Origin of the sequence: Microlunatus sp. GCM10028923, from assembly GCF_042666975.1 — a bacterium.
Lineage (GTDB): Bacteria > Actinomycetota > Actinomycetes > Propionibacteriales > Propionibacteriaceae > Microlunatus.
This window is the reverse complement of sequence record NZ_JBHTFF010000027.1, coordinates 23470-39659: the sequence shown is the minus strand read 5'-3', so window position 1 is coordinate 39659 and position 16190 is coordinate 23470. Positions and strand designations below refer to the sequence as shown.

Below are 16190 nucleotides of genomic sequence, written 5' to 3'. Positions count from 1 at the left end.
CTTCTACCTGCAGTACAAGAACGTCAAGGCCGACTACGTCAAGGCCTGGTGGAACGTCGTCAACTGGGCCGACGCCCAGAACCGCTACGCCGCCGCCAAGACCCAGACCGCCGGCCTGATCATCCCGACCTGACCCGGCGGGCGCGGGCTGAGCCTGTCGAAGGCCAACCGATCAAGGCACTTCGACAGGCTCAGGACTCGCTTCGACTGGCTCAGGACATGATCACCAGGCTCGGCCCTTCGACAAGCTCAGGGCGCGCATGGCCTTGATCAGTCGGGAATGCCGGCGGGTGGTTCTTGGTTCGACGGGGAGCGGCGGCGCTACGCTCGGTAGGCCCCGCCGGACCAGCGCGACGAAGGAGATTCGATGCCCCTCCCCCTGAAGCTCGGCTACAAGGCTTCCGCCGAACAGTTCTCACCCCGGGACCTGGTCGAGTTCTCGGTGTCGGCCGAGCGGCACGGCATGGAGAGCGTCAGCGTCAGTGATCATTTCCAGCCCTGGCGGCACACCGGCGGCCACGCGCCGTTCTCGCTGGCCTGGATGGCCGCGGTCGGCGAACGCACCACCAGCGTGCAGATCGGCACCTCGGTGATGACGCCGACCTTCCGGTACAACCCCGCCGTGATCGCCCAGGCGTTCGCGACCCTCGGCTGTCTCTACCCGGGCCGGATCATGCTCGGCGTCGGCAGCGGTGAGGCGCTGAACGAGATCGCCACCGGCTTCCGTGGCGCCGGCCCGCAGGACTGGCCCGCCTTCAAGGAGCGGTTCGCCCGGCTGCGCGAGGCGATCCGGCTGATGCGGGCGCTGTGGACCGAGGAGCGGGTGACGTTCGAGGGCGACTACTACTCGGCCCACGAGGCGAGCATCTACGACCGGCCCGAGGGTGGCGTCCCGGTCTACATCGCCGCCGGCGGCCCGGTGGTCGCCAAGTACGCCGGCCGGGCCGGCGACGGTTTCATCTGCACCTCCGGCAAGGGCCCGGAACTCTACGTCGACCAGCTGCTGCCGGCCGTCGCCGAGGGCGCCCAGGCGGCCGGACGGGACGCGGACTCGCTGGACCGGATGATCGAGATCAAGCTGTCCTACGACACCGATCCGGAGGCCGCCCTGGAGAACACCAGGTTCTGGTCACCGTTGTCGCTCAGCAAGGAACAGAAGCACGACATCACCGACCCGGTCGAGATGGAACGTGCCGCCGACGCCCTGCCGATCGAGACGATCGCGAAGCGCTGGATCGTCGGCTCCGACCCGGACGAGACGGTGGAGCAGATCGCCCAGTACGTCCGCTGGGGGTTCAACCACCTCGTGTTCCACGCTCCCGGCGCCGACCAGGAACGCTTCCTCGACCTGTTCGAGCGCGACCTGGCACCCCGGCTGCGCGCGCTGCCGCAGGCCTGACGCACCCGGTCGGTCCGTTCCGCCCCCGAGCCGGAACGGACCGACCACCCACCCACCCCGGCTGCCACTCCGCTCCCGGGACCTCAGGCGACCCCTTCCCGGGGAGCGGTGGTCTCCCCCGTCCGGACGGCCAGCCGCCAGCCCTCCGCCGAGCCGTCGACCAACGCCTCCCCCTCCAGTGCGGTCAGCTCGGCCAGCGCCCGCCGCAGCGGCACCCCGGCGATCAGCGCGATCTCGCCGCTGGGCCGCCAGCGGCGGGCCGGAACCGCCTCGAACACGGCCAGCCGGATCGGGTCGAACCCGTCGGTGACCCGGCGCTCGCCCCGCTGCACCGGTGCCAGCTCCTGCCCGACCGGCGAGATCAGCTCGAGCACGTCCGCCGCCGACGTGACCAGCGTCGCCTGCCCCTCCCGGACCAGCAGGTGCGGGCCGGCCGACAGCGTCGAGTGCACCGGGCCGGGCAGCGCCATCAGCACCCGGCCGGTCCCGACCGCCCAGTTCGCCGTGTTCCGGGCGCCCGACCGCAGCGCCGCCTCGACCACGATCACGCCGTCCGCCAGCGCGGCGATCAGCCGGTTCCGGGCCAGGAACCGCATCCGAGTCGGGGCGGCCCCGGGCGGCAGCTCCGAGACGATCACGTGGTCCTCGGCGATCCGGTTCAGCAGCGCCTCGTTGCCCTTCGGGTACGGGACGTCAGCCCCGCCGGCCAGCACGGCCACGGTCCGGCCGCCCGCCGCGAGGGCACCGCGGTGCGCCGCGGCATCGATCCCGTACGCACCGCCGGACAGGATGGTCACCTGCCGCTCGGCCAGGTCGGCGGCGAGTTCGGTCGCCACCGCGGTGCCGTACGCGGTCGCCGCCCGGGACCCGACGATCGCGACCGCCCGGCCACCATCGGCCAGCCGAGCCGGGCCGCGCAGCCACAGGCCGAACGGCAACCCGCCCCGTCGCTGCACCGGCTCGGCGCGCCGGAGATCGTCGAGCGGGCGGGGCCAATCGGCGTCGGCCGGCGCCACGAACCGCATCCCCCGCTGGGCGGCGTCCGCGAGCACCGCACGCAGATCGAGCCTCCCGGCCCGGTCGGCCAGCGGCCTGCCCAGCGTGCCGTCCCGGGCCCGGCGCCAGACCTCGCTCGCCCCGAGCTCGTCGACCAGCCGGCTGAGCTCGACCTCCCCGCTCTCGACGACGGCCGACAGCGCCATCCGGGCCCGCCGGTCGTCCAGGCGATCCGGCGTCGTCATGACGCCGCCCGCTGCGCCGTGCCGGGCGGTTCGCCGCGCCGCATCGCGAGCGCCACCGCGACGTCGTCGGCACTCGGCCGATCCCGCCCCTCGAGGTCGGCCACCGTCCAGGCCAGCCGCAACACCTTGTCGACGCCGCGCGGGCTCAGCGAACCCCGGCTCACCGCGTCCTCGATGCGGTCCAGCCCGTCGGCGGGCGGCAGCCTGGTCCGCAGATACGGACCCGGCACGTCGCCGTTGGTCTGCCACGGCTCGTCGGCCAGCCGCCTCGCCTGCCTGGCCCTCGCCTCGTGGACCCGGGCGGCGACGACCGCCGTCGACTCGGTCCGGGCCAGCGCCGCCCGCAGGTAGGCCTTCCGCAGCGGCCGCAACCCCTGCTGGATGTCGAGCCGGTCCCGGATCGGCCCGGACACCCGGTCCGCGTACCGCCGGATCGCCATCGGCGGGCAGGTGCACACCGCACCACGGGTCGCCGCATTGCCGCAGGGACAGGGATTCGCGGCCAGCACCAGCTGGAACCGGGCCGGATAGCGGGCCTGCACCTCGCTCCGTCCGATCATGATCACGCCCGACTCGAGCGGCCCGCGCAGGGCGTCCAGCACCCGCGGCGGGAACTCCGGCGCCTCGTCCAGGAAGAGGATCCCGCGGTGGGCACAGGAGATGGCGCCGGGGCGGGCCATCCGGGAGCCGCCGCCGACCAGGCTGGGGATCGACGCCGAATGGTGCGGGTCCGAGTACGGCGGCCGGCGGACCAAACCTTCGCTCAGGTCGAAGCCGGCCAGCGAATGGATCGCCGACACCTCGAGCGACTCCGCCACGGACAGCTCCGGCAGCAACCCGGGCAGTCGCTCGGCCAGCATCGTCTTGCCGACGCCGGGCGGACCGTGCAGGAAGAGATGGTGCCGGCCGGCGGCGGCGACCTCGAGCGCCCAGCGCGCCTCCAGCTGGCCGGCGACGTCGGCCAGGTCCAGCTGCCGGTCGACCGGCGGACCATGATCATCCATCAGCTCGACCGGCTCCGCGGCCGGGACCCGGTCACCGCGGGCCAGCGCGATCAACTGGCTCAGCGACGCGATCCCGATCACCTCGAGGTCGGCCACCAGCTCGGCCTCGGCCGCCTGCCGGACGGGCACGATCACCCTGCCGAAGCCGGCCTGGGCGGCCGCCAGGGTGGCCGGCAGGATGCCGCGCACCGGCCGGATCCGGGCGTCCAGCCCGAGCTCGCCGAGGAACACGGTCCCGGCCAGCTCCGACTGCGGGATCGTCCCCGCCGCCGCGAGCACGGCGGCCACGATCGCGAGGTCGTAATGACTGCCGCCCTTGGGCAACGTCGCCGGCGACAGGTTGATCGTCAGCAGCGACTGCGGCCATTGCTGCCCGCAGTTGGAGACCGCCGCCTTGCACCGGTCCTTGGCCTCGTGCAGAGCGGCATCGGGCAGGCCGACCAGCACCGTCCGGGGCAGCCCGCCGCCGATGTCGGCCTCCACCTCGACGATCCGTCCGTCGAGCCCGGCCAGCGCGACCGACCGGGCGCACGCCAGCCCCATCAGCCGATCCCTCGCACGTGCCGCACCAGCGGGGCGTCGTCCGGGCGGAGCAACACCCCGACCGCATCCAGCCGGATGCCGGTCGGCGGCGCGTCGTGGGCGGCCAGCCACTCGGCCGAAAGCTTCCGCAGCCGGCGCAGCTTCTCGTACGTGATCGCCTCGAGCGGGTCGCCGAAGCCGAGCCCGGAACGGCACTTCACCTCGCAGAACACGATGGTCCGGGCCGCGCCCGCACCCTCGCTCGCCACGATGTCGATCTCCCCGGTCCGGCAACGCCAGTTGCGTTGCAGGATCTGCAGCCCGGCAGCCTCCAGCGCCGCGGCCGCCAGGTCCTCGCCCCGGTGTCCGACCCTGGCCTTCCTGCCCTCGGCCCTTCGCCTGTTGTCCGCCATCTCGCACCTCCACCGGGGAGTCTGCGCACGCCGAGCCGGATCCACCGGGCCGCGGAAAGTCTGTGGACAAAGAAATCGGCGGCCCGCCGGCTGTGGAAAGCAGCCGGCGGACCGCCAGGAATGTCAGGGGTTCACGCTAGGGACCCGAACGGTCAGTCGCCGCTGACGCTCTTGGGCACCTCCAGGTCGGAGTGGGCGATCTCCTCGATCGACACGTCGCGGAAGGTGAGCACCTTGGCGCTCTTCACGAAACGGGCGGGCCGGTACATGTCCCAGACCCAGGCGTCGCCCATCGACACCTCGTAGTAGACGTCGCCGCCCTCGGTCCGGACCTTCAGGTCGACGGCGTTGCACAGATAGAACCGACGTTCGGTCTCGACCGCGTAGTTGAAGATGCCGACGACATCCTTGTACTCGCGGTACAGCTGGAGCTCCAGTTCGCTCTCGTACTGCTCCAGGTCCTCGCTACTCACCGCGCGCGCTCCATCCTTCACGTCTCATGATGCCGACACTAGCCCCGCCAGGAGCCCGCGCGTACGGTCCGGTCGGATACCGGTCTTCGCGGACGCCTGACGTACATTCTCGAACCGCCACCGGTGGGTCGGGCAGGGCCCGTTGGCGTCCAGCTTCTCCTGGTGCAGCGGCGTGCAATAACCCTTGTGCACGGCGAACTCGTAGGCCGGATAGGTCCGGTCGAGTTCGTCCATGATCCGGTCCCGGGTGACCTTGGCGATGATCGACGCGGCGGCGACGCAGGCTGCCACCCGGTCGCCCTTCCAGACCGCCAGTCCCGGCACCCCGAGGCCGTCGACGGCGAACCCGTCGGTCAGCACGTACGTCGGCGCGACGTCGAGCCGGCCCAGCGCCCGGCGCAGCGCGGCCAGGTTCGCCACGTGCATGCCGAGCCGGTCGCACTCGTCGGGCTCGACGCTGACCACAGACCAGGCGACGGCCTTGGCGAGAATCTCGTCGTAGCACCGTTCCCGCTGGGCCGCGGACAGCAGCTTGGAGTCCTTCAGCCCGTTGATCTGGCGCGACTTCTGGTCGGACAGGATCACCGCTCCGGCCACCAGCGGCCCGGCGCAGGCACCGCGCCCGGCCTCGTCCGCGCCGGCGACCGGGCCCAGCCCGACCCGGCAGAGGGCGCGTTCGTAGCCGTACAGCCCGCTGTTGCGGCGAACCTGGATCGGGGGGATGTCGAGCAACTCGCCTCCGGCCACCATCAGCAGGTCACCCCCTCGGGTTTGATCACCGCTTCCGTCGGTGGCGGTTCGCTCGGATCGGGTACGAGATCGAAGATCGGCGGCCGTTGCACGGCGCTCAGCCGGTTGAACGGCATCACGATGGCGAAGGCCGGCCCCACCACATTATCGATCGGGACGAACGCGACGGAGCCTTGAGGCCCGGTCAGCGACGTGTCGGAAAGATGGCAGCGGGAGTCGGCGCTGGCGGACCGATGATCACCCATGACGAAGATCCGGCCCGCCGGCACGGTGACGTCGAACTCGAGGTCGGACGGCAGGTCCGGTTCCCCGTCCGGCGACGCGTACAGATAGCGCGTCTCGTCCAGCGCGACGCCGTTCACGGTCAGCCGGTCGCGCTTGTCGCAGCAGATCACCCGGTCCCCGGGCATGCCGATCACGCGCTTGATCAGATAGTCGGAGCCGGGCACCAGGCCGATGAACTCGAGCCCCCGGGAGATCGGCCCGTCGTCCTCGGTGCCCTCGCCGGACGAGCCGAGCCAGCCGCCCGGGTCGGCGAACACGACCACGTCGCCGCGCTGGAAGTCGGTGATCTTCTGGACCGCGACCCGATCCTCGATCTGCAGCGTGTTCTCCATCGATCCGGACGGGATGATGAACAGCTGCCCGACGAAGGTCCGCAGCAACGTCGAAACGATCAAGGCTCCGACGACGACGATCAAGAGTTCGGTGAAGAACCGGCTGGTACGGGAGCGGCGCCGGCCGGCCGGCTGGTCAGCAGTTGGCATCGGGCCCGGCATCGATCGAAGGCTTCGGGGGCGGCGGAGATCCGGCTGGCACGTCAGAGAACGTACTCGGTATTCCCAAGGCGCGCAGGTTGCCGAGCGGCCAGACGACGGCAATTCCTCGGCCGACCACCAGATCGGTCGGCACGAACGCGTTCTCGCCCTTCACCATGCCCGCCCGTTCGTCGCTGAGGTGGCAGCGTGAGTCGCGGCTGTTGGCCCGATTGTCGCCGAGGACGAAGATCCGGCCGGCCGGCACCACCACGTCGAAATTGATGTCGGACGGGTCGGCCTTCCGACCGCCGCCGTCCGTGTAGAGGTACTCGGTCTCCTCCAGCGGCTTGCCGTTCACCTCGATCCGGCCATCGGCCGAACAGCACCGGACCCGGTCGCCGGGCAGCCCGATCAGGCGCTTGATCAAATGGTCGGTGCCGCTCTCCGGCAGTACCCCGATGAACTCGAGCGCCTTCCCGAACGGTCCGCGCTCGGGCGCCTCCGGGCCGCTCAGCCAGCCGCCCGGGTCGGCGAACACGACCACCTGGCCGCGGGACAGGCCGGTGATCTTCTCGGCCACCACCCGGTCGTCGACGTGCAGCGTGTTGAGCATGGACTCGGACGGGATCAGGAACATCTGGCCGACGAAGGCCCGCAGCAGGGCGGCCACCACGATGGCGCCGACGACCACGATCGCCAGTTCCTTGAAGAACACCAGCACGTGCTGACCGAAGGTCAACTGCTTCTCGTCGTCCTCGTCGTCGTCCCGGCCGTCCCGGTCCTCCGGGGCCGGCTCGGGCTCCGTGTCGTCCGGCTCGGTGTCGACCGGCTCGTCCTCGGGCCAGGTGTCCTGCTGCGGCTCGGGGCGGTCCTGGGCGAACGGGCCCTGCTCCGGTACGACGCGAGGTTGCTCGGCCGTGTCGGCATCGCTGTCGTCGTCCTCCGGCGGCAGCGCCCGGCGCGGGCGTGGCCCGCCGGCCTCGTCACCGGTCACCGGCACCGTCCCTGTGCCGGATCAGCGAGCGTTGTCGCGCTTCTCCTTGATCTTCGCCGCCTTGCCGCGAAGATCACGCAGGTAGTACAGCTTGGCCCGGCGGACGTCACCACGGCGCTCGACCTCGATCTTCTCGATGATCGGCGAGTGCACCGAGAAGGTCCGCTCGACGCCGACACCGAAGCTCACCTTGCGGACCGTGAAGGACTCCTGCAGCCCGCCACCGGACCGGGAGATCACCACACCGGCGAAGACCTGGATCCGGGACCGGTTGCCCTCGACGACCTTGACGTGCACCTTGACCGAGTCACCGGGCCGGAACTCCGGCACGTCGGTGCGCAGCGATGCCTGGTCGATCTCGCGGATCAGTTCGTTCATTTCTTCGTTCCTCGCCAGTGCCACAGGTCACTACCGTGATGGTGACGTTCGGGGTTCCTCGGTCGCGATCGATCCCCCTGTGGCAGGAGTCGCGGTACCCGAGGACAACAGCCGCTAAGTCTGCCATACGGCGACGGCTGAGCAGAAATCGGCCTGCCGGCGGGATTTCTGCGGGGTCGCGAGGGGCCCTGAGCACGCCGAACGGCCCGGCCCCCAGGAATCCCTGAGGACCGGGCCGATTCAGCTGTTACAGCGGGGTCAGGCCGTCAATCAGGCCTTGTTCCGCCGGCGGGCAGCAGCGGCGATCGTGACGCCGGAGCCGACCAGGACGATGCCACCGATGCCGAACAGCGTCAGCGCAGTGCTGGCACCGGTCGACGGCAGGCCGCCATCGTCGTCACCGTTGTCGTCCCCGTCCGACGGGGGCGGCGTGGTCTCGTCGTCCGACGGTGCGGGCGACGGCGTCTCGTCGTCGCTCGGCTCCGGGGACGGCGTCTCGTCGTCACTCGGCTTCGGCGACGGCTCGTCGTCGTTGGCCTTCACCACGGTCAGCGTCGCCGACCCGGTGTAGTCCTTGTCGTCGTCCGCGGTCAGCGTCACCTTGTGCTTGCCGACCTCGAGCTTGCTGCCGTCGAAGACGAACTCCACGGTGCCCTTGTCGTTGGCGATCTGGGTGCCGAGTTCGACCGGCTCCGAGTTCACCACGCCGCTGACCTTCTGGCCGGCTGCGAAGCCGGTGCCGACCACGGTCACGCCGCCGTCGTCACCCTCGGTGATCTTGCTCGGGTCAACCTTCACCTTGACCTCGGGCTTCTCCTCCGTGATCACGGTCACCGCGGCCGGGCGGGAACGCTGCCCGTCCTTGGCCTGGCTGACCAGGAGCTCGTCGCCCTCCTTGGCTGCCGGATCCAGAGTGACCGAGTACTTGCCGTCGGCGCCCACCGTGGCGGTGCCGATGACCTTGCCGTCGGCGTTCTGCACCTCGACGGTCGCGCCCGCAACACCGGTGCCGGCCACGGTCTCACCGTAGGTCGGGTCGACAGCCGGCGGAGCGAGTTCCTCGGCCGCGGTGCCCTGAACGGCGAGCTGGTAGACGCCCAGGTTGCCGTACGTCGGCGACGCAGAGGTCTTCTTGGAGGTGTTGTCGTTCAGGCTGCCCAGCGAGGCCTGCTCGACCTTCACGAAGTAGGTCTGGGTGCCGGCGCCGACGTGGTCGACCTTGGCATCCTGGCCCTCGGCCTCGAGCAGTACGACCATGCCGCCGTCATCGACGATCGGCTTGACCTCAGGATCGGCGGAGCCGATGGCCTTGAGCTCGGAGTCGTACAGCGTCACCTTCAGGTCCAGCGCGCTGAACGGCTGCTGCGGCGTCACGGCCACGCTGATCGGGCCGGCGGCCGCGTCGAAGCGGTACCAGTTGCCGACCCCGTCACCGAGGTTCTTGACGAATTCGCCCCAGGCCTCAGCCTTGCCGTCCTGGATGGTCAGCGCACGGGCCCGGCTGTCGGTGTTCGACTCCTGGTTGTCCCGGTACTCGACCCGGCCACGAAGATCGTTCTGCCACCGGAGCGGCTGATCGTCGTAGCAGTCGCCACTTTCCTTGTCGCCCTTGACGACCTCGCCGGTCTGGTCGTTGGTGCAGTACGCACCCCAGTAGACGTCGTCGTTCTTGTCGTACAGGCGCTTCTTGGTGGCGTCCTTCTCGGACAGCTTCTTGGTCAGCAGGGACAGGTCGTCCTGCTTGGTGCTGTTGTTCGGGTACTCGCCCACCCAGCGGTGCATGGCCGCGATCGGCGCACCCATGGTCGGGCCCCAGACGCTGGCGTTCGCCGCCGTCCAGTCGCTGCCCGGGGAGTAGTACTCGAACTTGCCGTCCGAGCCGTCCCAGCCCTGGTGCTCCAGACCCAGGGTGTGGCCGATCTCGTGGGCGGCGGTGTCACCGGCCAGCCGGCCGATGTAAGCGTGCGGATCGGTGGCCTCGCGAGCCAGCGCGCTCTTGCGCACCGTGCCCTTGCCGGCCCGGATCTTGCCGTTGCCGGCCTCGCCGAACACGTCGGTCGAGATCCAGGCGTCGTATTCGTACGGATCGCCGAAGCTGTTCAGCACGGCCTTGCCGGACGCCACGTTGGCTTCGAAGATCTTCTCGAAGCCCGGGGAGTTGCTGCTGTTGTCCGTGATGTGGGCGATGGCGCCGTACTCGGCGTCGTCCATGTCGGAGCGGACCAGCTTGTCCTTGGCCGGCTTCTTGGTCGTCACGTTGACCTCGAACGGCGCGTAGGCCTGGACCATCCGCTGGTAGACCTCGAGCTTCTGCGCAGCGGACAGCTTGTCCGCCGGCTTGTACACCAGCTCGTCGTACCCGGTCTGCTCGTTCCAGTTGGTCTTGGTGACCGTGCCGCCCTCGAAGTCGAGCCAGATCGTCTTCTCGGCCGAGGGATTGCTCCCGTCGGCCGGAATCTGATCAAGCGCAAGCGGCTTGATGTTCGCCTTCGTGCTCGCGTCAGCGGCCGGATCGGCGGCGGCGGGTGTAGCCAACGCCAGTGATCCGACCATCCCGCCCAACGCAAGCGCCGGCACGAGAGTTCGAGCTACCCACCTTCTCTTCCCTTGCAAGGTTCGTAGTCCCCTTCGTCGGTTTTCTTCAGCCCCGCACCCACGGGCGACGCCTGTCGCCCCGCGTATGTCTACCGGTCCTCCGGGGTCACGTCAACCAACGACACCCGAATCCCAGGCATTGAGGTCGACCGTCCCGGTGAGGTCAAGATCATCGAGAAACGGCCGATCATGACTGGCCACCAGGAGCGCGCCACGGTACTGCCGAAGAGCCGACGTGAGTTGCGCCACACTGTCAAGATCAAGGTTGTTGGTGGGCTCGTCCAAGATCAACAACTGTGGCGGCGGCTCGGCCAGCAGCAGGGCGGCGAGGCTGGCCCGGAACCGTTCCCCACCAGAGAGATCGGCCACCCGGCGGGCCACAACTTCCGCTCCGAGCAGGAACTTTGCCAGCTGGGACCGCAGCGTGTTGTCGTCCGCGGCGGGTGCCAGCCGGGACACTCCACCGAGCACCGTCTCGTCGTCGTCGAGTACGGTCAGCCGCTGCGGGAGCAGGCTGGCCGGTACCTTCACGTCGACCGTGCCGTGCTCGGCTGGCAACGTTCCCATGATCGTGTTGATCAAGGTCGTCTTGCCGACGCCGTTCCGGCCGACCAGTGCGAGTCGTTCCGGGCCGCGGATCCGCAACGACAGTTCCAGCCCGTTGCGCAGCACCAGGTCCTCGGCGATCAGGACGTCCCGTCGGGAGGGCACGGTGGTGCCGCCCAGGTCGACGTTGATCACGTCGTCGACGCGTACCCGGTCCTCGGCCGCCGCCACTGCGGCCGTCGCCTCGGCCAGTTCGCCGCGCGAGGTGTCGATCAGCTTCGCCGCCGACACCTGCGCCTTCCGCTTCAGGTTGCCGGCGACGATCCGCGGGACGTTGTCCTGCTGGCCCTTCGCGTAGCGCTGCCGGCGGTCCAGCTTCTCCCGGGTCTCGATCAGTTCCCGCCGCTGCCGGCGCAGATCCGCCTCGGCGTTGCGGAGGGCCCGCTGCGCCGCCTGCTGCTCGCTCTGCACGGCCTCTATATATAAGGAGTAGGGACCGCCGAAGATCCGCACCTCCCGGTCGCGCACCTCTGCGGTCTGGTCGACCCGCTCGAGCAGCTCCCGGTCGTGGCTGACCAGGATCACCGCGCCGCGCCAGTCGTCGACCGCCGCATAGAGCCGCTCCCGGGCGTTCAGGTCCAGGTTGTTGGTCGGCTCGTCCAGGATCAGCACGTCCGGCCGGTCCAGCAGCAGCGCGGCCAGCGCGATCAGCACCGACTCGCCGCCGGACAGCGTGCCGATGGTCCGGTCCAGGCCGAGGCCGTCGAAACCGAACCGGGACAGGGCGGCGCCGACCTCGGCCTCGACGTCCCAGCGATCGCCGATGACGTCGAACTCGGTCTCGGTGCCCTCGCCGCGGTCGACCACGGCCAGGGCGGCCAGCACGTCGGCCACGCCGAGCACCTCGGCGACGGTACGGTCCGCGGCGAGCACCAGGTCCTGCGGCAGGTAGCCGATCCGGGTCGCGCCGGTGACCGTACCGGAGGTCGGCGACAGCTCGCCGGCCAGGAGTTTGATCAAGGTCGACTTGCCTGCGCCGTTGCGGCCGACCACTGCGGTCCGGCCGCGCGGGAACGCGACGTCGAGCCGGTCGAACACGGTGCTGCCGTCGGGCCAGGCGAACGAGAGTTGGTGGCAGACGAGGACGTCGGACATGGAGTGCCTCCTGAGGTCGTCGATTCGGCCCGACCGCGCGGATGGCGGGTCAAAGGGCCAGGGGTTGAGGTGACGGACCTCAGATCGACACCGGCACTCCTCTGGTCGACGACAGGGACAGGTGGCCGAACCACCGACGAAAAAGCATAGCGCCCGCCCGCCACCGGTTATTCCGTTGCCGCTGTCAGTGGTGCCTCGTAGGCTCGACAGGCTCGCTCGGGGGGCTGCCTCGGCGAGTGACGTATCCCTTGCGAGGAGCGACAACGACGTGCTTCGGCTGATCCGGTACTCCTGGCGGTTGAGTCCGCTGAACACGGTGTTCGCCGTGCTGTCGGCGCTGCTCAGCGCCGGCCTGTTGGTGGCGGTGCCGATCTTCACCGGCCGGGTGATCGGCATGCTGCCCGGCGTGGTGGCCACGGGCCTGAACGCCGACTTCAACCAGTCCCTGGCCGCGCTGCTGATCCTGCTGGTGGTCGGGCACGGGATCGGCCTGGTCGCGAAATCGGCCGGCGAGCAGTTGATCGGGCTGTCCGAACGCGACGCGACCACCCGGATCGGGTTGGCGCTGTCCGACTCCCCCGACCTCTCGGGCGCCGAGGACTCCGACGCCGCCGCCCAGCTGCAGAAGGTACGGAACCGGCGCTGGGAGATCGAGATGGCGCTGCGGATGGCGACCGGGCCGGGGATCACCCAGTGGCTCGGGCTGATCGGCACCTCGATCGCGCTCGCCGTCACCCTGTCCCCCTGGGTCGCGGTGCTGCTGTTCGTCGGCGCGCTGGCCGAGGGCGAATACCTGCGCCGGATCATCATGACCGAGATGGATGTCTGGTCCGGTCAGACCGAGCCGCAGAAGCATGCGTACTACGCCTTCGAGCAGGGCATGGGCAAGTCGGCCAAGGAGATCAGGATCTTCGGCCTGACCTCGTTCATCCGGAGCCGCTGGTGGGACAACATCACCTCCGCCTACCTGCCGTACTGGCGCAAGCGGCGCCGCGGCGCACTGATCAATCTGGCCATCGGCGGCGGCCGGGTCCTGGTCACCTGCGCCGCGATCGGGTACGCGGCGTGGCTGACCTCGGCCGGCCGGATCGACCTCACCACGCTGGCCACGGCCCTTTCCTTGATCATCGCGATCGGCAACACCGACCTCTGGTCGCTCGGCCAGCTCCAGCGCGGGGTCGCGGTGCTGGCCTGGCTGGACCGGATCGCGCCGGCCAAGGCCGTGCTGCAGCGGATCCGGACCCACCCGCGGGCCGCCGTCCCGGAGCCGGCCCCGGCACCGGTGCCCGCCGGCGCGCCCTCGATCGTGTTCGACGACGTCACCTTCCGCTACCCCGGCGCCGAGACCGACATCCTGCGCGGACTCAGCTGGGAGCTGCCGGCCGGCGACGCGGTGGCCCTGGTCGGCGTGAACGGCGCCGGGAAGTCGACGCTGGTGAAGCTGGCCTGCGGCGCCTACCTGCCGACGTCCGGCCGGGTGCTGGTGGACGGCGTCGACCTCGCCGAGCTCGATCTGGACCAGCGGCGGGACTGGCAGCGCCGGGTCGCGCCGATCACCCAGGAGTTCGTCCGGCTGCCGCTCGCCGCCGGTGACAACGTCGCGCTCGGCACCGGCCGGATCTGGTCCGGGCGGATCGACCTGACCGCGGACCGGCTGCCGGACACCACCGAGCTGGACGCCACCGCCGAACGGGCCGGCATCGCCGACCTGATCGACCGACTGAAGTCCGGCTGGGGCACGCCGCTGAGCAAGACGATCCCGGGCGGCACCGACCTGTCCGGCGGCGAGTGGCAGCGGATCGGGCTGGCCCGGGCGCTCCGCGCGGTGGCGGCCGGAGCCGGCGTGTTGATCTTGGACGAGCCGGCCGCGGCGCTCGACGTCGAGTCCGAGGCGCGGATGGTGGACAGCTACCTCGAACTGACCTCCGGCGTTACGTCCTTGATCATCTCGCACCGGTTCTCCGTGGTCCGGCCGGTGCCCCGGATCTGTGTCCTGGAAGGCGGCCGGATCACCGAGGCCGGCAGCCACCGGGAACTGATGGACGCCGACGGGCGGTATGCGGCGATGTTCCGGCTGCAGGCGAGCCGGTACGTCGATGATCATGAAATCGTGCCGGCCGAAGCTGCGCTGGTCGAGAACGGGGAGGCGGCCCGATGACGATGTTGCGGATTCTCGCGCTCTGGATCGGCACGGCGTTCCGGGCCAATCCCCGGCTGACCCTGCTGATGTGCGCCACCACGGTGCTCGGCGCGGCGCTCGGACCGATCTCGGTGTACGGCGTGAAGTTGATCATCGACGGCGCCACCGGGGCGGACACGCTGATGCTCGGCGTCATGGTCACGGTGATCACGTTGCTGGTCTCGACGGCGGCGAACAAGATCGCCGGACCGCTCGGCGACACGCTGGACGACCAGGTCGTCCGGTACGTCTACGACGACCTGCTCCGGCTCACCACCGCGATCCCCTCACTTGCCCACCACGAGAATCCCGAGCTCGCCGACCGGCTGTCGCTGATCGAACGGGATGCGCACCAGCTGGGCGGGATCTGGCGGATGCTGATGACGATCGGCGTGATCAGCGGTGTCACGACGGTGGTCGTCATGCTCAGCTCGGTGGACCCGCTGCTCAACCTGCTGTTGCTGCTGGCGCTGCTGCCGGCGGCGGTCTCGGCGCTGCTGCTGCATCGCCGCAACAACCTGTGGCGGGAGAACGAGCGCTACCGCAGGCTGGCCAACGGGGTGACCGATCTGCTCGCCGAGCCCAAGCACGGGGTCGAGGTGCGCTGCTTCGGCCTGGTCGCGCCGCTGGTCGAGGTGGTCCGCGGCGCGATGGACGCGCGGCGGATCCCCTGGGTCGGGATGACCCGGCGGTACGGCCTGCTCGAGGGCCTGGCCTGGCTGGTCTTCGGCGCCGGGTACGCGGCCGCGATCGTCGGGGTGCTCGGCTGGGCCCGGGCCGGCCAGGCCACCGCCGGCGACGTGATCCTGGTCGTGCTGATCGGACCGCAGATCGCGACCACGGCCCAGTCGGTGGCGGCCAACCTGGCGATCGTGATCGGGGCGACCCAGACATTCGGCCGCTACCAGTGGCTGCGCGACTACGCCACCGAGCACGCCTGGTCCGGCAGCGTCGGCACGCCACCGGAGCGGATGACCCGCGGGATCCGGTTCGAGGACGTGTCGTTCAGCTATCCGGGCACCACCAGGACCGTGCTGGACCGGGTCGACCTGACCCTGCCGGCCGGCCGTACCGTCGCGTTCGTCGGCGACAACGGCGCCGGCAAGTCGACCCTGGTGAAGCTGCTGGCCCGGCTGTACGACCCGACCGAGGGCCGGGTCACCATCGACGGCACGCCGCTGACCTCGTTCGACCCGGCCGCCTGGCGGGACCGGATCTCGGCGGGCTTCCAGGACTTCGCCACGTTCGAGTTCCTGGCCTCCGACTCGGTCGGCGTCGGCAACCTGAAGAGCCGGGACGACCGGACGATCCTCGACGACGCGGTCCGGTCCGGCGAGGCCGGCCCGGTGGTCGCGTCACTGCCGGACGGGCTGGACACGATGCTCGGCCGCCGGTTCACCGGCGGCGTCGGGCTGTCCGGCGGCCAGTGGCAGCGGCTGGCGCTGGCCCGCGCGTTCATGCGGCCCGAACCGCTGCTGATGCTGCTCGACGAGCCGACCGCCGCGCTGGACCCGGAGGCCGAGGCCGCCATCTACGACCGCTACGGGCAGGCCGCCCGCGAACTGGCCCGGCGGACCGGAGCGGTGACCATCCTGGTATCGCACCGGTTCTCCACGGTACGGATGGCTGACCTCATCGTCGTCGTCTCCGAGGGCCGGGTCAGCGAGTTCGGCAGCCACGCCGACCTGCTCGCGGCCGGCGGGCACTACGCCCGGTTGTTCGAGTTGCAGGCCCGCGCCTACCGCTGATCGGCCCGTCCCGACCGGCTGCGCAGAAATGTGCA

General features: G+C 70.4%; 14 protein-coding genes. 4 read left to right on the top strand and 10 right to left on the bottom strand.

From position 1 onward, the window contains the following. Both ACFQU4_RS37340 and fgd read left to right on the top strand, forming a co-directional pair. The coding region (locus tag ACFQU4_RS37340; RefSeq protein WP_377502297.1) for a Fe-Mn family superoxide dismutase at positions 1-133 on the top strand (133 nt) is incomplete at its 5' end. A 234-nt stretch (positions 134-367) separates the two neighbouring features. After that, positions 368-1399, top strand: a complete 1032-nt coding sequence (gene fgd, locus ACFQU4_RS37335) for a glucose-6-phosphate dehydrogenase (coenzyme-F420) (RefSeq protein WP_377502294.1) — start codon at positions 368-370, stop codon at positions 1397-1399. Positions 1400-1482: 83 nt separating this feature from the next. Here the strand turns inward: fgd and dprA are convergent, their stop codons facing one another. The 10 genes from dprA to ACFQU4_RS37285 form a co-directional block, all read right to left on the bottom strand. Further along, positions 1483-2640 (bottom strand): DNA-processing protein DprA, encoded by a 1158-nt coding sequence (gene dprA, locus ACFQU4_RS37330; RefSeq protein ID WP_377502291.1) that lies wholly within the window; start codon positions 2638-2640, stop codon positions 1483-1485. Beyond that, on the bottom strand, positions 2637-4187 hold the full coding sequence (locus ACFQU4_RS37325; protein WP_377502287.1) for a YifB family Mg chelatase-like AAA ATPase: 1551 nt from the start codon (positions 4185-4187) through the stop codon (positions 2637-2639). Before ACFQU4_RS37325 ends, dprA begins: the two co-directional genes overlap by 4 nt. Continuing rightward, a complete protein-coding gene (locus tag ACFQU4_RS37320) occupies positions 4187-4579 on the bottom strand; it encodes a YraN family protein (RefSeq protein WP_377502284.1) in 393 nt (130 codons plus the stop codon). The genes ACFQU4_RS37325 and ACFQU4_RS37320 overlap by 1 nt, the downstream gene beginning before the upstream one ends. A 152-nt stretch (positions 4580-4731) precedes the next feature. Next, positions 4732-5052, bottom strand: coding sequence for a DUF2469 domain-containing protein (locus ACFQU4_RS37315; RefSeq protein WP_179757675.1), 321 nt, complete (start codon positions 5050-5052; stop codon positions 4732-4734). 24 nt (positions 5053-5076) lie between these two features. Then, positions 5077-5802: a ribonuclease HII gene (locus ACFQU4_RS37310; RefSeq protein WP_377502280.1), complete on the bottom strand. Its 726-nt coding sequence runs from the start codon at positions 5800-5802 to the stop codon at positions 5077-5079. Further along, positions 5802-6569 carry a signal peptidase I gene (gene lepB / locus ACFQU4_RS37305; protein WP_377502277.1) on the bottom strand — a complete coding sequence of 256 codons (768 nt, stop codon included), beginning with the start codon at positions 6567-6569 and terminating at the stop codon, positions 5802-5804. The genes ACFQU4_RS37310 and lepB (ACFQU4_RS37305) overlap by 1 nt, the downstream gene beginning before the upstream one ends. Then, entirely contained in the window at positions 6556-7554 is a 999-nt protein-coding gene (gene lepB / locus ACFQU4_RS37300) for a signal peptidase I (RefSeq protein ID WP_377502274.1), read from the bottom strand. The genes lepB (ACFQU4_RS37305) and lepB (ACFQU4_RS37300) overlap by 14 nt, the downstream gene beginning before the upstream one ends. Before the next feature lie 21 nt (positions 7555-7575). After that, entirely contained in the window at positions 7576-7932 is a 357-nt protein-coding gene (gene rplS / locus ACFQU4_RS37295; RefSeq protein WP_377502271.1) for a 50S ribosomal protein L19, read from the bottom strand. Positions 7933-8202: 270 nt separating this feature from the next. After that, positions 8203-10467 carry an Ig-like domain-containing protein gene (locus ACFQU4_RS37290; RefSeq protein WP_377502268.1) on the bottom strand — a complete coding sequence of 755 codons (2265 nt, stop codon included), beginning with the start codon at positions 10465-10467 and terminating at the stop codon, positions 8203-8205. A gap of 171 nt (positions 10468-10638) precedes the next feature. Next, positions 10639-12228, bottom strand: a complete 1590-nt coding sequence (locus ACFQU4_RS37285; protein WP_377502264.1) for an ABC-F family ATP-binding cassette domain-containing protein — start codon at positions 12226-12228, stop codon at positions 10639-10641. 268 nt (positions 12229-12496) lie between these two features. On the opposite strand from ACFQU4_RS37285, the gene ACFQU4_RS37280 reads away from it, so the two are divergent. Together ACFQU4_RS37280 and ACFQU4_RS37275 are read left to right on the top strand one after the other, a co-directional pair. After that, positions 12497-14386: an ATP-binding cassette domain-containing protein gene (locus ACFQU4_RS37280; protein WP_377502261.1), complete on the top strand. Its 1890-nt coding sequence runs from the start codon at positions 12497-12499 to the stop codon at positions 14384-14386. Further along, the gene (locus ACFQU4_RS37275; RefSeq protein WP_377502258.1) at positions 14383-16155 is read left to right on the top strand and encodes an ABC transporter ATP-binding protein; all 1773 of its coding nucleotides are present in this window, start codon (positions 14383-14385) and stop codon (positions 16153-16155) included. Before ACFQU4_RS37280 ends, ACFQU4_RS37275 begins: the two co-directional genes overlap by 4 nt. Positions 16156-16190: the final 35 nt, after the last annotated feature.